A 25,815-nucleotide genomic window follows, 5' to 3' on the forward strand; every position below is an offset into this window, starting at 1 on the left:
AAAGTCATTTTATTTGTGTAAGAAACTAAAAATTTATCTCAAAAAAATAATAATAAAAAGTAATAAATTTCATTCTGATGCTTTATTTTAGTGAAATTGAACGTATACAATGGATCTTACCCAAATCATTAGTAAAGTATTTCTACCTCTTTCTTTGGCAATTATTATGCTTGGAATGGGCATGACTTTAGTACCTGATGATTTTAAAAGGATATTCAAATATCCCAAAGCCATTTTAATTGGTCTTACTAATCAATTAATTCTATTGCCAATTATTGGTTTTTTATTAGCGATTCTTTTCAATGTAGATTCTATATTAGCTGTTGGAATTATGATTTTAGCTTCTTGTCCTGGAGGGCCTACAAGTAATTTAATTACACAAGTTTGTAAAGGAAATATTGCACTTTCTGTTACGTTAACAGCTTTAGCAAGTTTTATTAGTATTTTATTGATTCCGTTTATCATTTCATTTGCTTTGAATTATTTTGGCTCTGATACTGGAGCAACCATAAAGCTTCCTATTAGAGATACTATTTTGCAAATTATGGTAATTACTGTAATTCCTATCTTATTAGGAATGATAATTCGCAACTACAAAAAAAACTTTGCAAAACGTATGGAAAAACCAATGCGAATTGCATCAACAATAATTTTTATTCTAGTTTTTATAGCTGTTTTGGCATCTAGTTCAGATAAAATAGTAATTGGAATGAAAGCTGCTGGTTTGGCAACCCTATTGTTAAACATTACTACAATGGCTTTAGGCTTTTATACTGCTAAACTTTTTAAACTAGATTTAAAAAGTTCAATATCTATTACTATTGAAAGTGGAATACAAAATGGAACTTTAGCTTTGGTAATTGCTGCTTCAGTTTTAAATAACCCAGAAATGGGGATTCCTATTGGTGCTTATGCCATTTGGATGTTTATTACTGGTGGCATTTTAATGTGGCATTTTGGAAGGAAATAAATTATCTTTACAAGATAAAACGAACAAAAAGTATGTATATCTACTTAAATTAGCGAGATAACGTTAGTAAAATTAACTATATAACTAGTTGCCATTAATTTGAATGAACAGAGAACAAATCAAAAAAGAATTTCAAGAAAATTTCAGAGAATTAAGAAAAAAACTTAACTCTTGGGAATTGATTCCTGGCGCACCAAAAGACGAATTTGATGGATTAAATCATCAAATTTTGAGCAATTTATATAAAGGTGCTAACTTGGAAAAGATAACTCGTGTTTTAGAAAGTGAATTATCTGTAACCTACGGACTTTACCACAATGAGTTTGGGGCTGATGAAATGGCTTCTGAAATAATCGAATGGTGGAACTTAAAACTTGCTGAAAAAATTCAATGATTTCGGACACAATCGACATAAAAGCTAAACTAACGTTGTATCCAACTGAAAAAGGTGGACGGAAAACTGGAATCAAAACTGATTACCGACCAAATCACGTTTTTGAATACAAAGAAAACTCGTCTGATTTTGTTACGACTTATATTGGACAAATTGAGTTTGAAAAGGAATTGATTTTACCAAGTGAAACAGAGAATGTAAAAGTCCGATTTCTAAAACACCAAAATATTGCTGATTTAATTGAAAAGGGAAGAATTTGGTGGATTCACGAAGGATCTAATAAAATCGGAGAAGCGGAAATAACTGAAATATTAACCGAATAAAAAAACTAATGGCAACAAAGAATTGAGTTAAAAACCAAATAAATTCTTCCTTAAATTTAGGCACTATTTTTTCTTGCATTGTTGAAGTAGAACAAATCTCCTTTGGTCGATTTATTCTACTTCAACAAGCTATAATTATTCATATTTCTTTTTAGTTTTTATTTCACTTTTAAAACTGAAACGTGACCTGCATCATAAGGAATACCTGATTTTGCAATCGCGAAACATTGTTTTAATAGTTTATTGGAAACCGCTATCAATGCTAATTTTTTACTCTTTCCTTTATTGGTTATTCATTCAAAGAAGCTGTATAACTCTTATTATGTTTATAAGCGCTAAAGAAACACGCTAGCGAAAAACTCCAACCTACCTTTCCAAAATGGCTGTAATATTAGGTTTAAAATAATTAGGACCTTTTAAGACCTTACCATCTTCTCTATAAATAGGTTTACCATCTTCACCTAATTTACTCATATTAGAACGTTGAATTTCATTAAAAACTTCCTCAATTTTATCTTGCATTCCATGCTCTATAATAGTCCCACACAAAATGTAGAGCATATCTCCTAAAGCATCAGCAACTTCAACTAAATCATTATTTTGTGCAGCTTCTAAATATTCTTCATTTTCTTCTTTCATCAATTCAAAACGCAATTGTTTTCTGTCATTAGAAATATGAACTGTTGGTACATCTTGAATATTTAATTTAAATGCGGTATGAAATGCATGTACTGCAGCTATTTTATCTTTCATTTTTGTTTAGTGATTTTGCTTGACTATTTTTTTATTTTTAAGTTAAATATCACAAATAAATATGCTTTTATTTGTAATTTTGTTTTTAGCAATATATTGAAACTTTATGATTTTCAAAATAATTATAAATGGTTTTAATACAGAACTTATAAAGAATTACAACCATGTTTCTAAATGCTTTTTTTTCTACAGGTAGAATTATTTTTATGATATTTTTTGTACTTGTTTTTGGGGCTTTAATCGTTTGGAGTTATAGAAAGGACATTAAAAATCATGAACGTTATTACAAAAATGCAGGCAAAAAAGTACTTATTTATGGTAGTTTAATTATTGCCATTTTTGTAGCAATCAGAATTATTTTTGGTAATTAAAATAATTTATTTCCTATAAATATTTCTAGGATAATCAGATATTCTCACACCATCTTTTTGTAGTTCTCTTAAAGCATCATTTGCAATCCATTTTGCAGAATTAGATGGTAATTTTACAATTTCGTTTGCTTGTTTAATCGCTTCTTTATTAAGGTCTATATTTCTTTTACCTATGTTTCTTAATGCCCAGTTTACAGCTTTTTTTACATAAAGCCTATCATCTGTTGATGCTTCTTTAATTATAGGAAGAAATTGGATAAATAATTCATTTTCAGATTTTTTATCAAACATACAATATGATGCCATTATTGCAAAAGCGGCTCTTTTTTCAAATTCATTCTCTCTGTTACACCAATCTAAAATTTTGGCTAAAGCAAACTTACTTCTAGAAAACAATTTCATAGCAAAGCTGTCACATATTTCCCAATTCTCGAAAGTAACTACCCATTTCTCTATCAAATCTTCTGTTACATCTTTTGGATTAAATACCTTACTGCACAGCAACCTGCCTTCGTAAATTCCGCTATCAAAAAGTTGAATCGCTAACTCATTGTTTTTACCAATTTCTTTTGCAATTGCATTTAAATCTTTATGAGTAATTCCTAATGCATTGGTACTTTCTATCCCGAATTTTTGTTTTCTGTACAAAACATTTTCTAAATTCTCTAGCTGTTTTAGTTTAGATATGATTTCTTCAAACCTCAAAAGAATACTTATTTTAAGTTTCTAATTAACGTTACTCTTTTCCATGCTTTTCTATTCATTTGAGTGTAAATGAAAAAACAACTTATATCTAACAAAAAATAGAATAAACTAATACCACTGGGTGGATTATTACTTGGTAAAAATTCAAAAACACCAAAGGCTGTGTTTGGCCATTTCCAACATCCAAAGGCTGTACCTCCTATTTCTAAAATGGCAACTAAAATATACATTGCGTAAAAAAACAACCTATCTTTTGGTCTTTTTAAAAGTAATAGAAAAACACAGATGGTCATTACAAAACCAAAAATATCTGTAAAGAATATCAAATAAGTAGTTGCAAAAACTGCGATTGCAATTGCAAATAACTGCTCAATAGCTTTGTGATGTTTTCTTACAACTGATGCTTTGCTAAACATAAAAATTCTACCATATAAAGCTGCATGACCTATTGGAACATAAAAAGGCACATTTTCTAATCTATAGGTATACATTCCACATAATCTTGAGAAAAAATACTCGCCTGCAAAACCAAGAATAACAGCATAAATCATTAATTCTTTAACTCTTGGAGTTGATCTAAAATACATTTTAAAAAAACCGAGAAACATTAAAATGTTAATCCAAAGTTGAGAGTTAGAAATATGTTCTGCAAAAAAAAGACTATCAAAAAACAACACAAAAACAAAAAATACAAAACGCCCAATTTCTCTATTAAAAATAGATATTATTTGTTTTAAATCTTCTTTAGGAACTTGTAAAATCTGCATTAACTTGGGTATTTAAAACAATCTGTGGTGTGATCATTAACCATACCTACTGCTTGCATAAATGCATATATAACTGTAGAGCCTACAAACTTAAAACCTCGTTTTTTTAAGTCTTTAGAAATTTTATCTGATAAAGCTGTTGTGGCTGGCACATCTTCTCGTTTATGAAATTGATTAATGATGGGTTTGCCATCTGTATAACTCCAAATAAAATTAGAAAATGAACCAAATTCTTTCTGAACTTCTATAAATAATTGTGCATTAGTAATGGCACTTCTTACTTTTAATTTATTTCTAATAATACCTGCATCTTGCAATAAAGACTGGTATTTAGATTCTGGATATTTTGCTATTTTATGATAATCAAAACTATCAAAAGCTTTCCTAAAATTTTCTCTTTTGTTTAATATGGTTATCCAACTTAAACCCGCTTGAAAAGTCTCAAGTAACAGAAATTCGTATAAAGTTGCATCATCATAAACAGGCTCTCCCCATTCATTATCATGATATTCTTGATACAATTTACTATCGGTAACCCAAAAACATCTATGCCTCATTTAATTTAGCTTTATTGGTTTAATTTCAGTTTGCCTTTCATTTACATATTCAAAAGTATTATCGCCAAAAAAACCTGCCTCTTCTAGCATAATTCTAATGTTTTTGTCCCATTCTTTTATAAAAACTGTGGTATTTAATTCAATTGCGTAAGCTGTGTTTTTTTGCAAAGGATAATCACCTTTAAAAGGCACACCATCTTGAGAATCCCACATACCAATTGTTGTACCTGCAGAATGCCCATATTTACCTAAAGGATGTGTATAAATTGATGGTTTTAAGCCTTCTTTCTTGCCTTGTTCTAAAGAAGCTAACAATATTTCGTTTCCTGTTTTACCAGCTTTCATAGTAATCGTTAAAATATCTTGTACTCTGTTTCCTTTTTTAAATGCTTCTTTTAAAAATTCTGGAACATCGTTTTCATCATCTTTTAAAACATAAGCATGTTGCTGACAATCTGTATTTAAACCAATGTAGGTAATCCCAAAATCGCAATGCAATAAATCTCCTTTCTGGATAATTTTTTCATCTTTACTTTTAGAAAAAGATTCAATATGAGATTTTAATGCCTCTTTATTTCTTTGCACATCTATTGTTGGGTGAAACCAAGTTTCTAAACCTAATTCTGTTACTTTTTGACGCATAAACCAGACCAAATCTTCAGTTGAGGTTATACCAGATACAATTGTTTTTTCAGAAAAAGTTTCATCAATAATATGGTGTGTTATTTTTACTAATTTTCTGAATAAAACTAGCTCTTTTTCTGTTCTAGTTTCTATCCAAGCAATGCCTAACTTTTCTGCTGATATAAATTTCGATGTGATTTCTTTTGGTAAATTAGCATTTAACTCATCAAAATCTGTTTTTACCAAACCATCAGCTAAAGGAAAGTGTTTAGAGTAATTCAATCCTATTTTCTTTGGATCTTTTTCTTTTATAATGTTTTCTAAAGCCTTCCATTGATTGGGTTCTTGCTCTTTATCCCAAGTAGATTGTATGCTTTTACCAATATCATATCTTGCTACAGCTATTCTTTCTAATGTATCTTTTTCTCTATCTCTATAAAAAACAATAATGGTTCTTCTTCTGGCATTTAACCAAGTTGCTGGCAACATCGTTTTTAAAACTGGATCTTCATTATACTCTCTAGAAACCAACATCCACATATCTAAATCTGCTTTATCCATAAGCTGTGGTAATAGATTTTGGAATCTATCTTCTAAAAGTTCATCTTTTAAAGCTGCTCTATCTTTTTCATCTAAAATATTGTATTGTTGCTCTTTTACGACTTCTTTTTTACATGATAAGCAAAATATTATAATAAAGATTGTGATTATTTTTTTAAACATAAAAACTGATTTAAAGAAACCTAAAATTACTATTTAATGTAAGAATAACAATTCTTTTTGGAATAATTTTTGATTAAAAATACTTGTTTACTCATTAAAAAGTAACGTTAACTCATTTTCATTTTTTTAGACTTTATAGGCCTTGTACTTTTGGAGTGTCGTAAATAGAAAACTAATATTTTCTCAAATTGATTAAAAAAACTTATATTAACTATTCAATACTCAATATTATGAAGTTATTTAAAAACATATTAATTATATTAACTTTAGGGATATTTTTTTGGGCATGTGGTTCTAGCCCCATAAAAAAAGAAGCAACAGAAAAAGAAGAACCTGTTGTGATTGCTAATGATAGTTTAGAATACGAAATAATTATTATTGACCCTGGTTTTAATTATTATTTAAATGCAATTGCTCAACCAGAAGGTTTTTACTCTCAACAATATTTAGAAACTAGAAACCGAATTTGGGTGATAAATTGGAATCAAAGAGTGCAGAACCCGAGCCAATTTAACCCTAATATTTATGAAAATATTATAGATTACCAACAAACTATTGATTATGGCTACGAAGTAAACTATAAGCTTTTTAATTACTTTTTATTTGCTCAACGTAAATACAATATGAATTTAGGTGGTGGGTTTAGAACTGGTCGAATTAATTAGTTTTCTTATATGAAACAAAACTGTAATTAAATTTATTTTTTTCATCAGCTTTAAAATCTTCTCTTGCAACCTCTTGCCAAATGTTTGTATCTATATTTGGAAAGAAAGCATCAGCTTCAAATTCGTGATGAACATGGGTAATCTCTAATCTATCAGCTAAATCATTTTCTAGAGCATATTTATAAATCTGCTCTCCCCCAATCACAAAAATCTTTTCATCTTCTTTAGCAAAATCTAGAGCCTCTTCTAAACTGTAGGCAATTAAACAACCGTCTTTAAAATAGTCTTTATTTCTAGTGATAATAATTGTAGTTCTATTAGGTAAGGGTTTTCCAATAGATTCAAAGGTTTTTCTACCCATTAAAATATGATGACCTGTAGTTACTTTTTTGAATCGTTTTAAATCTGCAGGTAAATGCCAGATTAAGTCATTGTTTTTTCCTAACGCATTATTTTTTGCAATTGCAGCAATTATTGTAATCATATTTTAATAAGAGTTTATGCAAAAATAATGGATTTGCATTCAGATTTGACGTTTTTGGAGCATTTTAGAAAAAATTAGACACAAACGAATACGTTTTCGAACGCAAAACACCTGAAAATCAAGCTAAAAGAATATCCTATTTTTTTAAAAATACTATAATTTAGTTAGCTATTTATTTTGAATTATCAATATTTTATATAATCATATTGTAAAACTGATAATTCTTTAAAATTCTTCTCAAATATTGTTTGTTTAGAGTATGTTCTTATATATTTTTACCTAAAATTTTGAATATAATATTATGGCAATCAAGAAACAATTTTTAAAAAGTAAACCAGTATGTAAAGTAACTTTTACTGTACCTGCTGAAGAGGCTAAAAGTGTTGCAGTAGTAGGAAGCTTTAATGAATGGAATGAAAAAGCAACTCCGCTTAAGAAATTAAAAAACGGTTCTTTTAAAGGTACTGTTGATTTAGATGCTGGAAATTCTTATGAGTTTAGATATTTAGTTGATGGTGAATATGTAAATGAAGAAGAAGCTGACAGCTTTGCATGGAGTGATTTTGCAAGTGCTGATAACTGCGTATTAAGTTTATAATAATAGTTGTAAAAAAGAAAAAAGAGCTTTCTAAATTATAGAAAGCTCTTTTTTTATACAGCAACCACTCCTTTTATATGAGGATGTGGATTGTAATCTATCAACTCAAAATCATCAAAAGTGAAATCTTCTATATTTTTAATATCAGGATTCAATTTCATCTTTGGTAATGGTCTAATATCTCTAGACAACTGTAACTCTAACTGTTCTTTATGGTTGTTATAAATATGAGCATCTCCAAAAGTATGGATAAACTCACCAGCTTTATAACCACAAACTTGTGCAATCATCATTGTAAACAAGGCATATGATGCAATATTAAAAGGTACTCCTAAAAAAATATCTGCACTTCTTTGATACAATTGACAAGATAATTTTCCATCTGAAACATAAAACTGAAAAAAGGCATGGCAAGGAGGTAATGCTGCTTTTCCATTGGCTACATTTTCTGAAAAAGAAATACTTGTATCTGGTAAAACAGAAGGATTCCATGCAGAAACCAACATTCTTCTAGAGTTAGGGTTTTGCTTTAGTGTCTCAATTACTTCTTTTAATTGATCTACTTCATCACTGTTCCAATTACGCCATTGATGCCCGTAAACAGGCCCTAAATCTCCATTTTCATCTGCCCATTCATTCCAAATACGCACACCATTTTCCTGTAAATATTTAATGTTTGTATCTCCTTTTATAAACCAAAGTAGCTCATAAACTATCGATTTTAAATGTAACTTTTTTGTAGTTACCATTGGAAAACCTTCACTCAAATCAAACCGCATTTGATAACCAAAAACACTTTTAGTTCCTGTTCCTGTTCTATCTCCCTTCTCATTTCCGTTTTCTAAAACGTGTTTTACTAAATCGTGATATTGCTTCATAATCTTTTCTAATTTCTAGTTTTTAAAAATAGAAAAAAGGTTAGTTTAATTATGCGAGTAGTTTTAAATAATAATGAAAAGTTATTAACTAATTTTTCATAAAAAAACCGAGCTATTTAAACTCGATTCTTACAATTAATTTCTTTTAAATTGATAATTTATTATTATCTTTTTAAAGCCTTATCTCTATTCATTTCAACAATATCCACAAAATTAGTTTCTTTACCTAATAAGTGTTTGCTAAAATAATCTGCTTTTCTCCAAAACCAATATTCACGATTTTTAAAACCATGTCTACTTCCCGGAAACAACATAAAATCAAAACGTTTATTAGCGTTCATAAATGCATTTACCATTCTTATAGTTCCTGATGGGTGTACATTGTTATCTACATCACCAGTAGCTAATAATAAATTACCTTTTAGGTTTTTTGCTAAAGATTGATTTTTATCAATCATATATTTGTATTTGATTTTTCCTTTAGCATCTTTTTCTTCCTTAATTCCATGATGCGTTTCACTCCACCAAGAATTGTAAACAGTATTATCATGGTTTCCAGCAGAAGAAACAGCAACTTTAAAGAAGTCTGGATAGACTAACATTGCAGCTGTAGACATAAACCCTCCACCTGAATGACCGAAAATTCCAACTTTGCTTATATCGATAAAATCATATCTGTCTGCCAATTGTTCTGCAACATATTTTTTATCAGCCAAACCATAATCTCGTAAATTTCCATAACCATAGGTATGATACCATTTAGAACGTGCAGGATGCCCTCCTCTATTTCCTAGGGTAATCACAATAAAACCAACTTGAGCTAGTCTATCAGTTCTATCCATTCTTTGGGAGAACGATTTATTTACAGCTTCAGTTTGTGGGCCTGGATATACATACTCAATTAACGGATATTTTTTAATAGAATCAAAATCGTAAGGCTTGTAAATTACTCCATAAATATCTGTAATACCATCAGCTGCTTTTGCTTTAAAAGGTTCTGGAAATTTGTATCCAGCAGCAAAAAGTTGTGATAAATCTGCTTCTTCCAATTTCATCACTAATTTTCCATTGCTATCTCTTAATTCTGATTTTGGAATGGTATTAACTCTTGAGTAGTTGCTTACAAAATATTGATTAGAGTCTGATAAACTGATACCTGTATTATAATCTCCAGGATTTAACGATTTTAAACCTGTTCCATTTAAATTAATTTTATACAAATGAGCATAGTAAGGGTCTTGATTTTTTGCAATTCCGTTTGCAGTAAAGAATACTTCACGAGTTTTTTCATTAATTCCTTCAAAACGATCTATATGAAAAGGCCCATTAGTAACTTGCTTTTTTAAGTTACCATTTGTATCATATAAATAGTAATGTCCCCAACCATCTCTTTCTGACCAAAATAGAATTTCTTGTTCGTTATTAAACAATCTAATTGATTTTCCTCTTTGTTCAATATATGTATTAGAATGCTCTTTTATGATTGTTTTTACTTCTCCTGAAGAAATATCAGCAACATGAATATCTAAATGTTTACGATCTCTACTTGTAGTGCTAAAGTAAATTTTTCCTTTTTTAGATAATAATTTTGTAGGATTATGCTCATCTCTTCTATAAGATTTTTTCCAAGGATGACTATAAATATTAATTGATTGTTGAACTGTAGAATCTAAAACAATTTCTTTTTTAGATTTTGATGGAATATCGAAAACTAACATTTCTGATTTATAAAAATCTTGTTCCCCAGCCATATGGTACTTATAGGTTTCCAATTGAGGTCTTCCTTTTTTAGTAGCATGTATTACCCATAAATCTTCAATATGTCTTGCATCTGACCTTGTATAAATAAACTTTTTAGAATCATGAGACCAGTAACCGTAAATGCCTTGTTTATCTTTTTCTTGTTTCTTTTTTTCCTTGTCCGTTTTTCCATAAGTTCTTCCTCCGTAACTATAATTAAGCTCACCATCTTTTGTCCATTGATTTTCAACTATAGTTGTATCTTTTTCATCTTTTACAGCTTTTAAAAAATTTTCTTTGTTCATCCAATAGAGATTGTAATTCTTTGAATACAAGACAATTGAACTATCAGGGGCAATATTAGCCCACTTTTTCCAAGGCTCTTTTTTCTTCTTTTTTGTTCCTAAAATGGTTAATCTATTTCCTCCAAGTCTATATTCTAAATGATAGACTTTTTTCTCCATTTTTTGTTTTCCCTTTTTCTTCTTTTTTGCTTTTATAGAGTCCTTTTTTGCATCCTCTTTATCTTCTTTAACTTCTACTTCTTCTTTTGAAGTTACATAAAAACGAATCGCTTTTTCATCTTTAGTAAACGTAAAATTAAAACGAGGTAGATGTTTTGCTTCATAAGGATCTTTAGTTATTTCTGATAACCATTTTGCCATTTTTACATTATCAAATAATGGTTTTTTAGTTTTTTTGTAAGCATCTACAATATAGTATTTAGAACCTTCTGTTGATGTTTTGTATTGATACCAAAAACGATTTCCTTTTTGTAACCAATTTGGTCTTACAGAAGTAGAATGCACCATTTTTGCCATTTTTGTAGGTGAAAATCGTGCTGCTTGTCTATAATTAGGTTCAGGTGTTTCTTGAGCTTTTATTGAAAGAAATGACAATAAAAACAAAAGTGTAGGTAGTATGTTTTTCATTGTAAAAGTTTGAATTAGTGTTTAAAGTTCTTTAAAAGGATTGACATATCAAACTTTTAAACAAACTTTAACAAATCCTTAATTCAAATTACGTTTTTGAATAAAAAATCGTTTTAAGATTTGAGAACATTTATTTTCCAAAACACCTGAAATTACTTTAGTTTTGGGGTGTAATGTTATTTTTAAATTTACAAAACCTCTTTCTGGCTCTGAAGCTCCATATACAATTCTACCTATTTGTGTCCAATAACTTGCTCCTGCACACATTTGGCAAGGTTCTAGAGTTACATAAAGTGTGCAGTTTTTTAAATATTTACCTCCTAAAAAATCAGCAGCTGCAGTAAAAGCTTGCATTTCTGCATGTGCAGTTACATCATTTAAGGTTTCAGTTAAATTATGAGCTCTGGCAATAATTTTATCATTTAAAACAATAACAGCTCCAACAGGAATTTCGCCTTTATCAAAAGCAAATTCGGCTTCTTGTAAGGCTTTTTTCATAAAATAGAAATCGTCAAAAGGTTGTATCATTTTTAAGAATATAAAAATCAATATTACAAAAAGTTAAATTGTATTTTTGCAAGTGAATGAAAAATTTGTTGAATCACATATCATACCCAGAAGATTTACGAAAATTAAATCCAGAACAATTACCACAATTAGCTAAAGAATTAAGAGAATTTATCATTGATATCGTATCTACAAAAGAAGGTCATTTAGGTGCTAGCTTGGGTGTTGTAGAATTAACAATTGCCTTGCACTATTTATTTGATACTCCTAATGATTTATTGGTTTGGGATGTGGGACATCAAGCTTATGGACATAAAATTTTAACAGGAAGAAAAGATGTTTTTCATACCAATAGGCAATTTGGAGGAATTGCTGGTTTTCCATCAAGAAAAGAAAGTATTTATGATGCTTTTGGAGTTGGGCATTCATCAACATCAATTTCAGCTACTTTAGGTATGGCAATTGCATCTAACCTAAAAAGAGATACCAAAAAACATCATATTGCTGTAATTGGAGATGCATCAATTGCTAGTGGAATGGCTTTTGAAGCCTTAAATCACTCAGGAGTTTCTAAAGCAAATTTGTTGATTATTTTAAATGATAATGCTATTGGAATTGATCCAGCTGTTGGTGCTTTAAAGGAATATTTAACAAAAGTTAAAACTGATAAAAAATTAGCGGCTCAAAATAATATCATCAAAGCTTTGAATTTTAAATATTCAGGTCCAATTGATGGTCATGATTTACCAAGAATTTTATCAGAATTAGAACGATTAAAGTCTGTAGAAGGCCCAAAATTCTTGCATGTTATTACTACAAAAGGTAAAGGGTTACAAAAAGCAGAAGAAGATCAAGTTACTTATCATGCTCCAGGAAAATTTGATAAAATTTCAGGTGAAAGAACTAAAAATAAAGAAACCCTTTACACTAAATATCAAGATGTTTTTGGAAAAACTATTCTTGAACTAGCAAAAGAGAATGATAAAATTGTGGCCATAACACCAGCTATGTTAACTGGAAGCTCTTTGAAATTAATGTTAGAGAAATTTCCAAAAAGAACTTTTGATGTTGGTATTGCAGAACAACATGCAGTAACTTTGGCAGCTGGAATAGCTACTCAAGGTTTGATCCCTTTTTGCAATATTTACTCTACTTTTTTACAACGTGCTTATGATCAAGTAATTCACGATGTTGCTTTACAAAATTTACCTGTTATTTTTTGTTTGGACAGAGCTGGTTTGGTTGGTGAAGATGGTGCCACACATCATGGAGTTTTTGATATTGCTTATTTAAGATGTATTCCTAGTCTCATAATTTTTGCTCCAAGAAACGAAATTGAATTACGTAATATTTTATATACAGCTCAATTAGGATTAAAAAATCCGATAGCAATTCGATACCCAAGAAGTTATGGAAATAATCTTGATTGGCAAAAACCTTTCCAAAGAATAGAGATTGGCACTGGAGTTTGTTTAAAAGAAGGTAATAAAATTGCTGTTTTATCTTTAGGCACAATTTCAAAAAATGTTAAAGAAGCAATTAAATTATCTAAAAATAGTAGCGAAATAGCTCATTATGACTTACGTTTTGTTAAACCTTTAGATGAAAAATTATTACATAAAATATTCAAAAAACACAAAATTATTATTACTCTTGAAGAGGGTGTTATAACTGGTGGGTTTGGGTCTGCAGTTTTAGAATTCGCTGCAAAACACCATTATCAAAATAGAATAAAAATTTTAGGGGTTCCTGATGAATTTATTGAGCATGGTAACATTCAACAACTTAAACAAAAGTCAGGGCTGAATGCAATAAAACTAAAAAAGGTGTTTAACTCATATATTTAAATAAGTTTAAATTTCAGATGTATCATTTTGATTGTTTTAAATTAAATGATTATATTTACTATTAAATAATATTTCCTGTTAATTTTTTATGCATTCTTATAGCATAACTATCTGACATACCTGCAATAAAACTAGAAACATTTAATAATCTGCTATACAGTTTATCGTTATTAGTTTGAAATTCTTTAGGTAAAGTGTGTAACACTAGTTTGTCTAAATTTGATTCATTGTCTATATTTTTATTGTTTAAAGCAGTTATAAAAACGTCAAGTAAGTCAGCTATTATTCGATAACCCGCTATTTCTTTTTCTATAACTTCTTTACTCATGTATATTTTATCAATACTTATCTTGATAATGTCGTTTATTTGTGCTTCAAACTTACATTTGTCTAATAAAGATTTGTTAAAAGTTCCAGTAAGGATAGCTTCTTCATTATCTAAAAATATAGCCACAGATTCATTTATTAAGGTACTTATCGCTAATGCTCTCAAATAACTTACTCTATCTTTTGTATGTTTTAAAGAGTTATATTTTTTAGTATTGATATTATCTCTAACTAAATTTATTAAAAATTCTAGTGAATAATCTTCATCAATTAAACCTAAATTAATACCATCTTCAAAATCGATAATGGTATAACAAATATCATCTGCTGCTTCTACTAAATAAGCTAGTGGATGCCTGTAATAAGAAATTGCTGATGTAGATTTTTCTTGCATCCCTAATTCGTTTACTACATCTAAAAAAGCTTCTTTTTCTGATTGAAAAAAACCATACTTTTTATCTGCAATATGACGCGTTGGTTTTTTAGGCAAGCTCTCTTTTGGATATTTTAAAAAAGCACCTAAAGTTGCATAACTTAACCGTAAACCCCCAGAAATACCTTCTCTAGATTCCGTTAAAATTTTGAATCCGTTTGCATTGCCTTCAAAATCTATTAAGTCTTGGTATTCTTTTTCTGATAAATGGTCTTTGTATTTTACTCCTTTTCCTGTTTTAAAATACTCGCCAATTGCTTTTTCTCCTGAATGTCCAAAAGGCGGATTCCCAATATCATGCATTACAGCTGCTGCAGCTACAATAGCTCCAAAATCGTTGAATGTATATCCTAATTCTGCTAAATTTGGGTGACGCTCTAACAACACCTTACCTACTCTTCTACCTAAAGTTCTACCTACCACAGAGACCTCTAAACTATGCGTTAAACGAGTATGTACAAAATCTGTTTCAGATAATGGAATTACCTGTGTTTTATCTTGTAAACTTCTAAATGCTGATGAGAAGATGATTCTATCAAAATCTACTTCGAAACCCAAACGTGTTTCATCTTGTGCTATTCTTGTTCGTTTTTCTGTATCACCAAAACGTTTTAAAGAAAGGAGTTGTTGCCAGTTCATTATTTTATTTTTAAAAAGAGATTCCTGCATACGCAGGAATGACAAGTTGCACGAAAATACGAAAAAGATGTTGAATTAAAATTCTAATAATTTTACGAATTGCAAAAAATTATTAAACAAGTTTAGCCCAGATTGAACGACATGTTTGAGCTCTTTTGAGGTACGAAAAAAGCGAGTAGAGAAAGCTGGAAATAGCTTCGAATAAAAAAAGAGAAATCTTTCGACTTCTCTTTTCTAAACTTTAATTTACTTACTGTTTACCCTTCGCAACTAGCACATTCTTTCTTTTGTTTAAATTTCTGTGCTGCATTCATACTATGTTGATAATACATCGATTTTACACCTAATTTCCAAGCGTTTACATATACTTTGTTTACGTCTTTAATTGGCATATCTGGATGCACCATAATATTAATAGACTGCCCTTGATCGATATGATTTTGACGATTAGCTGCTTGATATACAATTACATTCTGATCAATCTCTGAATATGTCTTAAAAACATCTTTTTCATTTTCTGATAAGAAATCTAAATGCTGTACAGAACCATCATTATCACGAATACTTCTCCAAACATCTGGTGTACTTCTTCCTTTTTCTTCTAAAACACTTTCTAAAATTGGATTTTTAATAGTAGTCTTAATTTTTGCAATATCTTTTACATAAACGTTAGACCAAATTGGCTCAATTCCTTGAGAAACTTGTCCTAAAATAAATGCTGATGACGTAGTTGGTGCAATTGCATTTAAAGTTGTATTGCGTCTTCCATACCCTTTTAAAATAGCTGGCTCTCCATATTCTTTAGCCATTTCTTCTGATGCTTTGTATGATTTCTCTTTAATCAGCTTAAAGATTTCACTGTTTAAAGAATATGCTTCAGCACTATCAAAAGGCAACATTTTAGATTGTAATAAAGAATGCCATCCTAAAGCACCTAAACCTAAAGCTCTGTTGTCTTTTGCAAACTTATAAGCTTTCTCCATAAAACGGAACGTAAACTGGTCATCTCTGTTTTCTGAATCTTTATATATTTCTAACTTTGTGATAAACTCTTCCATTACAGCATCCAAGAAATACGTTAGTGTTTCGACTGCATCTGTATCTTTCCATTTATCATAATGCAATAAGTTTATGGAAGATAAACAACAAACAAAAGACCACTCATCATTAGAAGGTAACATGATTTCTGTACATAAATTACTTGCATAGATTTCAAGATTTTTATCTTTATAAACATCTACTGTTGCATTATTTGCATTATCTCTAAACAATATATAAGGATAACCAATCTCACCTCTACACTGTAATACTTTTGCCCAAACACTTCTCTTATCTACATCACCGTCAATCATTTCTTGCATCCATTGGCTACCAACAGTAACACCATGTGTCAACTCTTGTATTGGGTTACCTTCTGTACCAATCTCTAAAAACTCCATAATATCTGGATGATCGATTGGTAAATATGGAGAAAACCGACCTCTTCTTACAGAACCTTGACTCACTACATCTACCATTTTTTCAAACAATTGCATAATATGTACAGAACCAGAAGAAGAACCATTATTTTTTACTTCAGCACCTCTTGGACGCAATTTACCAAAATAACCAGATGTACCACCACCTAATTTAGACATCATCCCTACTTCTGATTGAGAGAATAAAATATCGCCCATATCATCTGCTACATGAGAACCAAAACAACTAATTGGTAAGCCTCTTCTTTTACCAAAATTAGACCAAACAGGTGACGCTAATGAATAAAAACCTTCTGCCATATAGTTTTCAAACTTATTAGCAAAACCAGGTTTCTTTAGAATTTTTTCTGCATTTTCAGCGATTTCTCGAATTCTACTTTCTGGTGTTGCACCTTCTGTTAAATATCCAGATTCTAAAAATTTACGACTATTTTCTGTTAACCAATTGTATTCTGGTGTTTTCATTTTATCAAGAATCTCTTTTCGAGAAGAGTTTCTTGCTTCAATTAATTTTTCGTGGTCTGTTTTGGGTTGAGATGTGGTTTTTGTGGTATTTAGGTTCATAGTTTAAAATAAATCGTCGCTTGTTATACTTTTTGTTCTTTTACTGTAGTTTATAGATCTTTTTACAAAGAAATCTCCATGTTTTGTTCCAATAATTTCATCATCAAACCATTCTGTTTTAGAAAGCAATTCTTCATCGATATCAAATATTTTTGGTACTCCAATACTTTCTAACGATTTGTTGAATCTATTTTTAATGAATTCATTGATTACTTTTTTAGGTAAGAAATCTAACTCACCTTTTTCAAAAATCCAGTCGATAATTTTACTCTCTGCATAGAAAGCTTCATTACACATTTCTTGAATCATTAATGTATAGTCTTCATCAAACCATTCTGGGTTTTCATCTTTTATAATTTTGATAATATCAATACCAAAATCTCCATGAATTTGCTCTTCTTTGGAGGTAGCTTCAACAACATTAGAAATTCCTTTTAAGGCATTTTTATGCTTATTAAAAGCCATTATTATTAAAAATTGAGAGAACAAAGAAACATGTTCTATAAACAAAGAAAATAATAATACAGATTCTGAAAATTGCTGATTATCTTCACTTTTAGAATTTTGTAATGCCAACTCTAAATAGTTAACACGACGCATAATCACAGGGTTTTTCTTTAGATTTTTAAACTCGTTATTCAATCCTAAAATCTCTAGTAAATGTGAATATGCATCATGATGACGAACTTCACTTTCTGCAAAGGTAGAACCCACAGATCCTATCTCTGGTTTTGGCATTTTCTTATAAATATCACCCCAAAAAGATTTTACAGCAACTTCTATTTGAGAAATTGCCAACATCGTATTTTTAATGGCATGCCTTTCTGTTTCTGAAAGATGTGTTTTAAAATCTTGTATGTCGCTTGTAAAATTAAATTCTGTATGAATCCAATATGAATGTCTAATAGCATCTACATATTCGTATAAACTAGGATATTCGTAAGGCTTCAAATTCACACGTTTTTCAAAGATGTTCGTTTTTCTGCTTCTAGCTTGCTCATCTCTATATAATATGTACGCTTTTGCTACATCTCTAAAAGGACTATCCATCAACTTTACCTCTACAATATCCTGTACTTGTTCTACAGTTGGTATATACAAAGGTTCATTAAGCTTTCTTTCTAATAAAGCACCGTTAACAATATTAGAAATTGCAATTGCATCTTTTCTAGTACCATTATTTACAGTAAGCATTGCTTTTTCAATGGCATTTGTAATCTTTTCTAACTCGAAAGGAGTTGTTTGATAATCTCTTTTTATAATGTGTGTAATTTCCACAATGAAGATGTATTAAGTTAATGTTAATTTTACAGCCTAACAAAGATTGTAATTTTTGTTTTTAAAAGAAAGTCATACTTATTCACAAATCCCTTGAAGTTTTTAACAAAATCGATTTCTTAAGAAAAAACGTAGTTTTCACTCATTTTCATAAGTATTTCATTTTCAGATTTTTAAAATGTTAAAATTTGCTAACAGCCTAGTTTTATTGACATTCTTAAAATTTGTTTTTTGATGTATTAACAGAATACTAAATATTCTATTTTTTTATAGAAAGTGAAGTCGAATTCATAAATAAAAATACAAGAATTATTTAGACCTTTTTTACATAAGTACAAATTCATAAATCATTTTATGATGGCTATTTTTTGCCGTATTTTTGCAAAAATTTTTATCTACACATGAAAAACAGGTTTCCAAAAATTGTGAAAATTACTATTATTTCTGTTTACCTCATCTTTTTAGCAGGTTCTGTAGTAAGAATGACAGGTTCTGGGATGGGATGCCCAGATTGGCCTAAATGTTTTGGGTATTTAATTCCGCCAACTGAAGAAGAACAAATTACATGGAAACCAAATACTGATTATAAAGAAGGATACATAATAGTTAAAGATGAAATACTTTTTGTGGCAAATAAAGATGTAATAACATCAACTGAATTTAATACTAATAATTGGAGTAAATACACCAAACACGATTATGCAAAATTCAATAAATACCATACTTGGACAGAATATATCAATAGGTTAGTGTCTGTTTTAGCTGGTTTTGTTTTTTTGTTTTTGATTTATGCTTCTACTAAATTTTGGAAAGAAAATAAAACAATTACTCTCTTGGCTTTTGGAGCTTTTATTTTAATGTTATTTGAAGCTTGGTTAGGAATGAAGGTGGTTGACAGCAATTTAAACCCATCAACAATTACCATACACATGGTTGTTGGTTTAATTATAATAGCCCTTTTATTGCGTTTACAATATATTGTTTCGCCCCAAAAAATATACAATTACAATTCTCTTTTCAATAAACTATTGATTGTTTCTGTAGTTTTTTCTTTAATCCAAATTGCGATGGGAACTCAAGTAAGGCAATTTATTGATGAACAAGTAAAATTGTTTGGCTTTGAGAATAAAAACTATAGTTTGATGAACCCAAGTTTTAAATTTTACTTTCATAGATCTTTTACAATTGCAATTGTTTTGGTAAATGCTGGTTTATTTTATATAAATCAAGTCAAAAATTTAGGATACAAACTTATTAATTGGATTCTCTTTCTAATCTTTTTAGAAACTATAACTGGTATTTTAATGTATTATGCTGAAATACCTTTTGGCACACAAGCGATACATTTAATGGCTGGTGCTATCTTATTTGGCTTACAATTTTATTTATGGATGCAGAGTAGAAAGACAGTTGACAGTCACAGTAGCAGTTTTCAGTAGTTATTCTTTAGAAAAACAGCTGCTTAAAACTGCTACTGCCAACTGAATACTAAATTAAGGATGTGCATTTACCCAAACCTCACCATCAGAAAAGTATTCTTTTTTCCAAATAGGTACAGTTTCTTTTAGAGTATCAATAGCAAATTCACAGGCTAAAAAAGCAGCTTTTCTATGTTTGGAAGATACAGCTATAATTACTGGTACATCACCAATTTGTAGCATACCTTCTGCATGATGGATGGCAATTTTATGTATCTCAAATTTTTCTAGAGCTAAATCTGCAATCTTCTGCATTTCTTTAATTGCCATTGGTTTATAAGTAGAAAAATCTAATTGTTTTACTTTCTTACCTTGAGTATCATTTCTTACAGTGCCTATAAAAGTAGTTATGCCTCCACAAACATCATCTTCTACAAAACAATAACATTCTTGTAGAGTCAATTTTTCTGAAGTAATTTTTATATAAGTTCTTTGCATTGAAGTTCAAAAATAGTAAAACAAAAACGTATTTTTGCAATACTAATCACATATATAAAGTAATGAAAACTATTTTTAGAATTGTTAGTTTTTTAGAAGGTGTTTCTTATTTATTATTACTCTTTATAGCTACTCCTATTAAATATCTTCAAGATAATCCTGAATATGTAAAACTTTTAGGAATGCCTCATGGAATCCTTTTTATGTTATACATTGTTTTTGCCATAGTTCTTAAAAAAGAGATGAAGTGGGATAACAAAACTTTTGGAATTATTTTAGCTTGTGCAGTCATCCCTTTTGGTACTTTTTATGTAGATAAAAAATATTTACGTTAAAGATTAATCTCTATTGATAATATTAGTTTCTCCCCAAATACGCATAGCTTCTATAATTGGATATATAGATTTTCCTTTTTTGGTTACATAATACTCAACTCTTGGTGGAATTTCTGCAAAAATTTTTCTTGACAAAATACCGTCATTTTCCATTTCTCGAAGTTGTTTTGTAAGCATTTGTTTACTTATTCCTTCTATAGTTCTATTTAATACACCAAAACGATTAATGCCTTTCGAAATTAGATATAATATGATTGGTTTCCATTTGCCTCCTATCATACTTAAGCAGTAAGATACTGGGCAAGTAGAATTGTTACTTTCAATTTTTTCTAAAATATTTTTATTCATAATAAATTGATTATCAATATAAGTATGATTTTTAATACTAAATCATTTTTATGTAACTACTTTCAAATATAAAACTTATTATAAATATTTGCATAAATAATAACAAAATTAATCCAAAATAATAAAATGAAGAATCCAAATACATTAGAAGAAATAAAAAAGTACGCTTTAGGAGAATGGCAAAGTTTAAGTGTAGAATTAAGACCAACCGAAGATAGAACTGGTAGTGGTAAAATTGAACCTACTTATTTAAAAAGAAATTTTAAATATTTAACGAACGATAAATTTGTTGGTACAATTACATTATTTGCTGATAATTATGGTGAATTCCCCTTAATGGAATTTGAGTTTAAAGGAAACTTAACTTGGCACGATGAACACCCAATAGCAAAAGGAGCTTGGAAAATTGACTATATGCTAGATGAAGGTTTTGGAGTAACCCCTCTAAACCCTAATGCTACAGAGCTGTTAAATAGTGCACTACCAAAAAGGATGACACCTTTTGAAAACAATGTTAAAAAAGATATTTTAGGCAAGGCTTTCCCTATGTTTCATATAGAAGATAGGCAAATTATTGGAGATTTTGATTTAATCTATTTTAAGCATGGTTTGTTATTTATGGGTGCAAAACATGTAGATGGTACTCCTTTTGATAAACCAGAAAACAGACCTCATCAATTACAAATACCTTTAGAAAGAGTTAACTAAAAACTTAATTTTTATAACCTAAAAAAGCAATAATACTTCAAAATATATTATTGCTTTTTATTTTAGCAGATTATCCACCACTAACAGGTGGAATTACAGCCACGATATCTCCTAACTTCAAAATAACATCATCATTTGCATATTCTTCATTTACTGCTATTGCGTATGAATTTATATTTTCTAGTTGATGAAATTCATCCTTTAAAATAGTTTTAAAACCTGCAACTGTAGTTTTTTCATCTACATTGATTTCTAGGGTTGATGTGCCAATTAAATCTGTTGTAATTCCAAAAAAAAGTGTTTTTATCTTCATAAAAACAAAGATAACTAGTTCAGTAAGTTTAAACGAAATACAAATCCATCATTTTTTATACCTGCATAATTAGAACGAATGTAATCTATTCGTAAAAAACGCCATTTACCAAAACCAATATTATCTAAACCAACAGAGTACTCTGTATATGGCTTTGTATCTGCCATAAATAAAGTTTTAGCACCACCAACTAAATGGAAGTTTAACTTATTTAACAAAGGTACTTTCCCTAAAATAGAACCTCTAAAATTATGTTCTATATGTGCTTCTGCATATTTATCATTTGTAAAAAAACGATAGTATTCTAGCAAGCCAAAGCTATTTAATTGATTATCTGTTACAAATGCCAGTTGATTTCCATTCGCTTGCAATAAATCCATTATAGGTACATCCTTTTGTTTTAAAAATAAACCTCCTCTAATATTATATGTTAAATCACCATAATTTCCAGTATTTATAAATTGCCTTAAATTTCCTGTAAATAGATCGGAATTAAAACTCGAATTTGAAGCCGCAAATCTTTTACGGTAATTTAGACTTAACGTTGGGTATTTAGAATTATCTGCATTAAACTTACTATCTGGATAAGATAGATATTTTTGAGCAAAAACAATTCTTGCTCCTACATTTAACGTCGCTATTTTGTGTGCTGTAAAAGGTGCAGTACTATAATTATTGGGTTCTAAAGGATTATTAGATGTATATGGATCATTTCTAGATTGCCTAGCAAACGAGTAGTTGGTTGTATTAAATAAAGGTTTTCTATTTGCATATTCTAAACTAGAATAAAAATAAACTCCATTTTTTATTTCTTCAGAATAACTAATTCTTGCATACTCTTTTTCATAAATTTTCATGTAATTGTCTCGTCTTAACAACGATCTAATTAAGTTATCCATTTTAGAAATAGGATTTCTGGGGTTAAATTGTAAGGTTGTAATCCCTCCAGATATTGAAAATCTTGGTCTTGAAAAATTATTCCATTTTTTACTAAAATAAAAAGTTGGTCTAGCTCTTTTATCAGAAAAACCATAATTAACATTTACACCTGCACTCCACCATTTTCCTTTATCATTTAATCTTTTAAAATAACTTAAACCTGCAGATGCATTAAAACCCTGCACAGTATTAAAACTCAATTCATCTAGTAACCCATTGTAAGAAAGTGACCATTTTTCGTAAGAATTTCTATACGTATAGCCTGTTATTGGCGATAAAAAACCAAACTTATTCTGAACTTTATTTACCGAATCTAAATATTTTTTAGATTTACGTACTACTTTAATACTATCTTTTATACTATAATCTTTAACTTCTTCTCTAGTTAAAGGTACAGGTCTTAAAGTATTCCAATACACAGTGTCTTTTTTGGTCGCATTTTCTTCAAAAGACAACACCTCATTTGTAAATGTATTTTCAGTAAATTTAGGTGCAAAATCATAATCTGAATATACATAAGAAAATTTTCCTCTAGGTTTAAAACCTAAAAAAGCGATATCAAACTCTATACTTTGACTTATTAATACCCAAGCATCTATTTTTTCTGAATAATTATACCCTTGTTTTAGCCCTAAAGAGTTTACAAAGGGAATATTAATTTGAGTACCTGTTGTAGATAAATCTGCTCCATACAAAGCCCAATCATCTTCTACAATATAAATAGAACCATTAAAAATACGATCATTTTTTCGTTTAGGAATTAGTTTTATTTTATTGATAAGTTTACCATTTTTATCATAAAAAGTACCTTCTAATTTATACTTGTAATAACTAAATGCATTAGATGAAATTGGCGAAACCAAATCGTTAAAAATTTCAATACTATTTTCATATAAATTGATGTTAGAGTCTTCTGCTCTGTTAAAACTAACACCATTATCTTGCCCAGATACTTTAGATGCTACAATTTTTTCTTTAAATCGTTTAGGTTTCTTTTGAAAAGAAATGTTCGAAAAAGTTTCTGATAGATACACAATTCCACTTCTTGTAGAGTCTAAACCTCCACCAAAATCGCCCATGTTTTGTCCTAAAAACTTTTCTGGCGCATCTTTAATTCTTGTTAGACCTCTTGAATAAAATTTTGCGGTATAATTAGCATATTTATCTGTATTCTTGTCTTTATTGGCAATTACATTTCTAATAATTCTGTTTGCAGGGTTATCTTTAGTAGATATCGAAATTTCATCTAACTCTACTTTTTCTTCTTCTAGAACCACATCTAAAGTATAAGGAAAAGAAGAAATATCAACACTCTTTTTTACGGTTTTATAGCCTAAAATTTGATAAATAATGGTGTATTTTCCTGTCTTTTTTAATTCTAAAACATAATCTCCATTATCGTTAGAAGTTGTACCTGTTACAGTTTTGTCTAAATACACACTTACAAAGGAAAGTGGGGCATTTTTACTGTTTGTAATTTTACCCTTTACTTGGGCAAAAGAATAAGATATACAGAAAAATAAAAATAGGAAAGTAATTTTTTTCATGGGTTGGTTTTATTGATAGACGCAAACATATCGTTATTTGTTACCAAAAATGGTTAATTTTTGTTAAACAAGCTTTAAGAGTTTCTTAAAATTGAGGATAAGATTCTGTAATTAACTGATAAAAAATTCGAGAAAGTTTAGAAAAAAATGGTTTAGAATTATTCTACTTTAGAGTTAAAGTCTTTAAAAAAATCAGCTAGAGATGTATTAAGAGTTTTTAAGATTAGCAGCAAACGTTCCATATCTAATTTTGACTCCCCTTTTTCTAATTTTGAATACACAGACTGGCTAATATTTAATCTATAGCACATATCAGCTTGCGTTAAGTTTTGTTCTAGTCTAATAGTTTTAATCTTTTTTAAAATAGTTATTAAGTCATCTTCAACTAAAAAGTGATAAATATTTTTTCTTTTCATGGGACAAAGTTAAAAATATTTGTCAATTAAAATATTCGATTTTCAATACCCCATAAATGGGGTGAAAAAAGGCAAAAAATACCCCATAAATAGGGTATTGAAAATCGAATACGGTTTCTTTGGTGTTGTAAGATAACTTTCTCAACTTTGGTAAATAACAGCTGCTATATAAAAGAATGTACCTATTGTAGTAGCTAAACTTTATAAGAATATAAAAACCTCCACTTGTGGAATTAAAAATAAAATATCGCGAAATACAATGTATCATTTAAAACCAGTGCTTATGTAAATACACAAACCCAAGCAGAGGAAGTATTACAAAAGTAACATTTTTTCTACAAGTTTTTAGGTGTTATTTAAACTTGTTTATTCATGTAAAAACACCAAATAATTATTTAATAATCATTTTAAAATTTAGAAAAAATGAAGAAATATATTTTAAGTTTAGTTTTTGTTTTGGTTGGGGCAATTGCTTTTGCAAACCATGGTAAAGAAAATGTTTTCAATCCTAAAATGAAAACTGAAATAATAAGTTATAAAAATTCAAAAGATTATACTTTCAGTATTAATGAAAAAAAACTAACCAAAGAAGAGTTAATTAATTTAGAGGACTGTACATTAAAAGGTAAATTTACGATAACCTTTCCTGATGGAGAAAAGTTTTCTTGGGAAGGCACTCTAACTATTGTGGGTCAATCTTGTGTTGATTTTTTAAAAAAAATGATGAAAAAATAAA

At 29.1% G+C, this 25,815-nt stretch carries 28 protein-coding genes and 1 pseudogene; 11 read left to right on the forward strand and 18 right to left on the reverse strand.

Annotation, left to right across the window (positions count from 1 at the left end; translation table 11 throughout):
• The first annotated feature begins 109 nt into the window (after nucleotides 1-109).
• From BTO18_RS09795 to BTO18_RS09805, 3 genes are all read left to right on the forward strand, one after another.
• On the forward strand, nucleotides 110-970 hold the full coding sequence (locus BTO18_RS09795) for a bile acid:sodium symporter family protein (RefSeq protein ID WP_105016044.1): 861 nt from the start codon (nucleotides 110-112) through the stop codon (nucleotides 968-970).
• A gap of 103 nt (nucleotides 971-1,073) precedes the next feature.
• Nucleotides 1,074-1,364, forward strand: coding sequence for a hypothetical protein (locus BTO18_RS09800; RefSeq protein WP_105016045.1), 291 nt, complete (start codon nucleotides 1,074-1,076; stop codon nucleotides 1,362-1,364).
• Entirely contained in the window at nucleotides 1,361-1,687 is a 327-nt protein-coding gene (locus BTO18_RS09805) for a hypothetical protein (protein ID WP_105016046.1), read from the forward strand. Before BTO18_RS09800 ends, BTO18_RS09805 begins: the two co-directional genes overlap by 4 nt.
• A 158-nt stretch (nucleotides 1,688-1,845) precedes the next feature.
• Here the strand turns inward: BTO18_RS09805 and BTO18_RS18030 are convergent.
• Both BTO18_RS18030 and BTO18_RS09815 read right to left on the reverse strand, forming a co-directional pair.
• Nucleotides 1,846-2,033, reverse strand: a pseudogene (locus tag BTO18_RS18030) (IS110 family transposase); the annotation flags it as partial.
• A 20-nt stretch (nucleotides 2,034-2,053) separates the two neighbouring features.
• A complete protein-coding gene (locus BTO18_RS09815; protein ID WP_105016047.1) occupies nucleotides 2,054-2,440 on the reverse strand; it encodes a pyrophosphohydrolase domain-containing protein in 387 nt (128 codons plus the stop codon).
• A 206-nt stretch (nucleotides 2,441-2,646) separates the two neighbouring features.
• Here BTO18_RS09815 and BTO18_RS09820 point away from each other — a divergent pair, with 206 nt between their 5' ends.
• Nucleotides 2,647-2,811: a hypothetical protein gene (locus tag BTO18_RS09820; RefSeq protein WP_226789094.1), complete on the forward strand. Its 165-nt coding sequence runs from the start codon at nucleotides 2,647-2,649 to the stop codon at nucleotides 2,809-2,811.
• Nucleotides 2,812-2,817: 6 nt separating this feature from the next.
• Here the strand turns inward: BTO18_RS09820 and BTO18_RS09825 are convergent, their stop codons facing one another.
• From BTO18_RS09825 to BTO18_RS09840, 4 genes are read right to left on the reverse strand one after another with little or no spacing between them, the layout of a single operon-like run.
• Entirely contained in the window at nucleotides 2,818-3,516 is a 699-nt protein-coding gene (locus BTO18_RS09825; protein WP_105016049.1) for a DNA alkylation repair protein, read from the reverse strand.
• An 8-nt stretch (nucleotides 3,517-3,524) separates the two neighbouring features.
• The gene (locus BTO18_RS09830) at nucleotides 3,525-4,283 is read right to left on the reverse strand and encodes a hypothetical protein (RefSeq protein ID WP_105016050.1); all 759 of its coding nucleotides are present in this window, start codon (nucleotides 4,281-4,283) and stop codon (nucleotides 3,525-3,527) included.
• Entirely contained in the window at nucleotides 4,283-4,840 is a 558-nt protein-coding gene (locus tag BTO18_RS09835) for a DNA-3-methyladenine glycosylase I (protein WP_105016051.1), read from the reverse strand. The genes BTO18_RS09830 and BTO18_RS09835 overlap by 1 nt, the downstream gene beginning before the upstream one ends.
• On the reverse strand, nucleotides 4,841-6,187 hold the full coding sequence (locus tag BTO18_RS09840) for a M24 family metallopeptidase (protein ID WP_105016052.1): 1,347 nt from the start codon (nucleotides 6,185-6,187) through the stop codon (nucleotides 4,841-4,843).
• 230 nt (nucleotides 6,188-6,417) lie between these two features.
• On the opposite strand from BTO18_RS09840, the gene BTO18_RS09845 reads away from it, so the two are divergent.
• Entirely contained in the window at nucleotides 6,418-6,852 is a 435-nt protein-coding gene (locus tag BTO18_RS09845) for a DUF6146 family protein (protein WP_105016053.1), read from the forward strand.
• Here BTO18_RS09845 and BTO18_RS09850 read toward each other — a convergent pair.
• Complete coding sequence (locus tag BTO18_RS09850) at nucleotides 6,845-7,336, reverse strand: dihydrofolate reductase (RefSeq protein WP_105016054.1); 492 nt, start codon at nucleotides 7,334-7,336, stop codon at nucleotides 6,845-6,847. The genes BTO18_RS09845 and BTO18_RS09850 overlap by 8 nt on opposite strands.
• A gap of 301 nt (nucleotides 7,337-7,637) precedes the next feature.
• Between BTO18_RS09850 and BTO18_RS09855 the strand changes: the two genes are divergently transcribed.
• Complete coding sequence (locus tag BTO18_RS09855; protein WP_105016055.1) at nucleotides 7,638-7,934, forward strand: isoamylase early set domain-containing protein; 297 nt, start codon at nucleotides 7,638-7,640, stop codon at nucleotides 7,932-7,934.
• 53 nt (nucleotides 7,935-7,987) lie between these two features.
• Here BTO18_RS09855 and BTO18_RS09860 read toward each other — a convergent pair whose 3' ends face one another.
• The 3 genes from BTO18_RS09860 to BTO18_RS09870 form a co-directional block, all read right to left on the reverse strand.
• Entirely contained in the window at nucleotides 7,988-8,812 is an 825-nt protein-coding gene (locus BTO18_RS09860; RefSeq protein WP_105016056.1) for a thymidylate synthase, read from the reverse strand.
• Nucleotides 8,813-8,976: 164 nt separating this feature from the next.
• The gene (locus BTO18_RS09865; protein WP_105016057.1) at nucleotides 8,977-11,484 is read right to left on the reverse strand and encodes a S9 family peptidase; all 2,508 of its coding nucleotides are present in this window, start codon (nucleotides 11,482-11,484) and stop codon (nucleotides 8,977-8,979) included.
• 78 nt (nucleotides 11,485-11,562) lie between these two features.
• A complete protein-coding gene (locus BTO18_RS09870) occupies nucleotides 11,563-12,012 on the reverse strand; it encodes a nucleoside deaminase (protein ID WP_105016058.1) in 450 nt (149 codons plus the stop codon).
• A 56-nt stretch (nucleotides 12,013-12,068) separates the two neighbouring features.
• On the opposite strand from BTO18_RS09870, the gene dxs reads away from it, so the two are divergent.
• On the forward strand, nucleotides 12,069-13,838 hold the full coding sequence (gene dxs, locus BTO18_RS09875; protein ID WP_105016059.1) for a 1-deoxy-D-xylulose-5-phosphate synthase: 1,770 nt from the start codon (nucleotides 12,069-12,071) through the stop codon (nucleotides 13,836-13,838).
• Between the two features lie 61 nt (nucleotides 13,839-13,899).
• On the opposite strand, the gene BTO18_RS09880 is transcribed toward dxs, so the two are convergent.
• From BTO18_RS09880 to BTO18_RS09890, 3 genes are all read right to left on the reverse strand, one after another.
• Entirely contained in the window at nucleotides 13,900-15,237 is a 1,338-nt protein-coding gene (locus tag BTO18_RS09880) for a deoxyguanosinetriphosphate triphosphohydrolase (RefSeq protein ID WP_105017546.1), read from the reverse strand.
• Nucleotides 15,238-15,494: 257 nt separating this feature from the next.
• The gene (locus tag BTO18_RS09885) at nucleotides 15,495-17,279 is read right to left on the reverse strand and encodes a ribonucleoside-diphosphate reductase subunit alpha (RefSeq protein WP_105016060.1); all 1,785 of its coding nucleotides are present in this window, start codon (nucleotides 17,277-17,279) and stop codon (nucleotides 15,495-15,497) included.
• Between the two features lie 3 nt (nucleotides 17,280-17,282).
• Nucleotides 17,283-18,557 (reverse strand): ribonucleotide-diphosphate reductase subunit beta, encoded by a 1,275-nt coding sequence (locus BTO18_RS09890; protein ID WP_105016061.1) that lies wholly within the window; start codon nucleotides 18,555-18,557, stop codon nucleotides 17,283-17,285.
• 401 nt (nucleotides 18,558-18,958) lie between these two features.
• Here BTO18_RS09890 and BTO18_RS09895 point away from each other — a divergent pair, with 401 nt between their 5' ends.
• Nucleotides 18,959-19,996 carry a COX15/CtaA family protein gene (locus BTO18_RS09895; RefSeq protein ID WP_105016062.1) on the forward strand — a complete coding sequence of 346 codons (1,038 nt, stop codon included), beginning with the start codon at nucleotides 18,959-18,961 and terminating at the stop codon, nucleotides 19,994-19,996.
• Between the two features lie 54 nt (nucleotides 19,997-20,050).
• On the opposite strand, the gene BTO18_RS09900 is transcribed toward BTO18_RS09895, so the two are convergent.
• The gene (locus BTO18_RS09900) at nucleotides 20,051-20,473 is read right to left on the reverse strand and encodes a molybdenum cofactor biosynthesis protein MoaE (RefSeq protein WP_105016063.1); all 423 of its coding nucleotides are present in this window, start codon (nucleotides 20,471-20,473) and stop codon (nucleotides 20,051-20,053) included.
• A gap of 62 nt (nucleotides 20,474-20,535) precedes the next feature.
• Between BTO18_RS09900 and BTO18_RS09905 the strand changes: the two genes are divergently transcribed.
• Complete coding sequence (locus BTO18_RS09905; protein WP_105016064.1) at nucleotides 20,536-20,808, forward strand: DUF3817 domain-containing protein; 273 nt, start codon at nucleotides 20,536-20,538, stop codon at nucleotides 20,806-20,808.
• Nucleotides 20,809-20,811: 3 nt separating this feature from the next.
• On the opposite strand, the gene BTO18_RS09910 is transcribed toward BTO18_RS09905, so the two are convergent.
• Nucleotides 20,812-21,156 carry a winged helix-turn-helix transcriptional regulator gene (locus BTO18_RS09910; protein ID WP_105016065.1) on the reverse strand — a complete coding sequence of 115 codons (345 nt, stop codon included), beginning with the start codon at nucleotides 21,154-21,156 and terminating at the stop codon, nucleotides 20,812-20,814.
• 126 nt (nucleotides 21,157-21,282) lie between these two features.
• Here BTO18_RS09910 and BTO18_RS09915 point away from each other — a divergent pair, with 126 nt between their 5' ends.
• Nucleotides 21,283-21,864, forward strand: coding sequence for a hypothetical protein (locus BTO18_RS09915; protein WP_105016066.1), 582 nt, complete (start codon nucleotides 21,283-21,285; stop codon nucleotides 21,862-21,864).
• A 70-nt stretch (nucleotides 21,865-21,934) separates the two neighbouring features.
• Here the strand turns inward: BTO18_RS09915 and BTO18_RS09920 are convergent, their stop codons facing one another.
• The 3 genes from BTO18_RS09920 to BTO18_RS09930 form a co-directional block, all read right to left on the reverse strand.
• Nucleotides 21,935-22,177 carry a MoaD/ThiS family protein gene (locus tag BTO18_RS09920; RefSeq protein WP_105016067.1) on the reverse strand — a complete coding sequence of 81 codons (243 nt, stop codon included), beginning with the start codon at nucleotides 22,175-22,177 and terminating at the stop codon, nucleotides 21,935-21,937.
• Nucleotides 22,178-22,191: 14 nt separating this feature from the next.
• Nucleotides 22,192-24,663: a DUF5686 and carboxypeptidase regulatory-like domain-containing protein gene (locus BTO18_RS09925; RefSeq protein WP_105016068.1), complete on the reverse strand. Its 2,472-nt coding sequence runs from the start codon at nucleotides 24,661-24,663 to the stop codon at nucleotides 22,192-22,194.
• A gap of 158 nt (nucleotides 24,664-24,821) precedes the next feature.
• A complete protein-coding gene (locus BTO18_RS09930) occupies nucleotides 24,822-25,079 on the reverse strand; it encodes a helix-turn-helix domain-containing protein (RefSeq protein ID WP_105016069.1) in 258 nt (85 codons plus the stop codon).
• Nucleotides 25,080-25,502: 423 nt separating this feature from the next.
• Between BTO18_RS09930 and BTO18_RS09935 the strand changes: the two genes are divergently transcribed.
• Nucleotides 25,503-25,814, forward strand: a complete 312-nt coding sequence (locus BTO18_RS09935; protein WP_105016070.1) for a hypothetical protein — start codon at nucleotides 25,503-25,505, stop codon at nucleotides 25,812-25,814.
• The last annotated feature ends 1 nt before the right edge of the window (nucleotide 25,815 follow it).

Origin of the sequence: Polaribacter porphyrae, from assembly GCF_002954685.1 — a bacterium.
Classification (GTDB): Bacteria; Bacteroidota; Bacteroidia; order Flavobacteriales; family Flavobacteriaceae; genus Polaribacter; species Polaribacter porphyrae.

Coding starts and splice junctions, on each gene's coding strand:
- BTO18_RS09805 (WP_105016046.1), top strand. CDS start 1,361: ATGATTTCGGACACAATCGACATAAAAGCTAAACTAACGTTGTATCCA.
- BTO18_RS09925 (WP_105016068.1), bottom strand. CDS start 24,663: ATGAAAAAAATTACTTTCCTATTTTTATTTTTCTGTATATCTTATTCT.
- BTO18_RS09855 (WP_105016055.1), top strand. CDS start 7,638: ATGGCAATCAAGAAACAATTTTTAAAAAGTAAACCAGTATGTAAAGTA.
- BTO18_RS09835 (WP_105016051.1), bottom strand. CDS start 4,840: ATGAGGCATAGATGTTTTTGGGTTACCGATAGTAAATTGTATCAAGAA.
- BTO18_RS09850 (WP_105016054.1), bottom strand. CDS start 7,336: ATGATTACAATAATTGCTGCAATTGCAAAAAATAATGCGTTAGGAAAA.
- BTO18_RS09870 (WP_105016058.1), bottom strand. CDS start 12,012: ATGATACAACCTTTTGACGATTTCTATTTTATGAAAAAAGCCTTACAA.
- BTO18_RS09815 (WP_105016047.1), bottom strand. CDS start 2,440: ATGAAAGATAAAATAGCTGCAGTACATGCATTTCATACCGCATTTAAA.
- BTO18_RS09910 (WP_105016065.1), bottom strand. CDS start 21,156: ATGAATAAAAATATTTTAGAAAAAATTGAAAGTAACAATTCTACTTGC.
- BTO18_RS09895 (WP_105016062.1), top strand. CDS start 18,959: ATGAAAAACAGGTTTCCAAAAATTGTGAAAATTACTATTATTTCTGTT.
- BTO18_RS09820 (WP_226789094.1), top strand. CDS start 2,647: ATGATATTTTTTGTACTTGTTTTTGGGGCTTTAATCGTTTGGAGTTAT.
- BTO18_RS09795 (WP_105016044.1), top strand. CDS start 110: ATGGATCTTACCCAAATCATTAGTAAAGTATTTCTACCTCTTTCTTTG.
- BTO18_RS09935 (WP_105016070.1), top strand. CDS start 25,503: ATGAAGAAATATATTTTAAGTTTAGTTTTTGTTTTGGTTGGGGCAATT.
- BTO18_RS09800 (WP_105016045.1), top strand. CDS start 1,074: ATGAACAGAGAACAAATCAAAAAAGAATTTCAAGAAAATTTCAGAGAA.
- BTO18_RS09865 (WP_105016057.1), bottom strand. CDS start 11,484: ATGAAAAACATACTACCTACACTTTTGTTTTTATTGTCATTTCTTTCA.
- BTO18_RS09845 (WP_105016053.1), top strand. CDS start 6,418: ATGAAGTTATTTAAAAACATATTAATTATATTAACTTTAGGGATATTT.
- BTO18_RS09915 (WP_105016066.1), top strand. CDS start 21,283: ATGAAGAATCCAAATACATTAGAAGAAATAAAAAAGTACGCTTTAGGA.
- BTO18_RS09920 (WP_105016067.1), bottom strand. CDS start 22,177: ATGAAGATAAAAACACTTTTTTTTGGAATTACAACAGATTTAATTGGC.
- BTO18_RS09905 (WP_105016064.1), top strand. CDS start 20,536: ATGAAAACTATTTTTAGAATTGTTAGTTTTTTAGAAGGTGTTTCTTAT.
- BTO18_RS09860 (WP_105016056.1), bottom strand. CDS start 8,812: ATGAAGCAATATCACGATTTAGTAAAACACGTTTTAGAAAACGGAAAT.
- BTO18_RS09840 (WP_105016052.1), bottom strand. CDS start 6,187: ATGTTTAAAAAAATAATCACAATCTTTATTATAATATTTTGCTTATCA.
- BTO18_RS09900 (WP_105016063.1), bottom strand. CDS start 20,473: ATGCAAAGAACTTATATAAAAATTACTTCAGAAAAATTGACTCTACAA.
- BTO18_RS09885 (WP_105016060.1), bottom strand. CDS start 17,279: ATGAACCTAAATACCACAAAAACCACATCTCAACCCAAAACAGACCAC.
- BTO18_RS09930 (WP_105016069.1), bottom strand. CDS start 25,079: ATGAAAAGAAAAAATATTTATCACTTTTTAGTTGAAGATGACTTAATA.
- BTO18_RS09880 (WP_105017546.1), bottom strand. CDS start 15,237: ATGAACTGGCAACAACTCCTTTCTTTAAAACGTTTTGGTGATACAGAA.
- dxs (WP_105016059.1), top strand. CDS start 12,069: ATGAAAAATTTGTTGAATCACATATCATACCCAGAAGATTTACGAAAA.
- BTO18_RS09830 (WP_105016050.1), bottom strand. CDS start 4,283: ATGCAGATTTTACAAGTTCCTAAAGAAGATTTAAAACAAATAATATCT.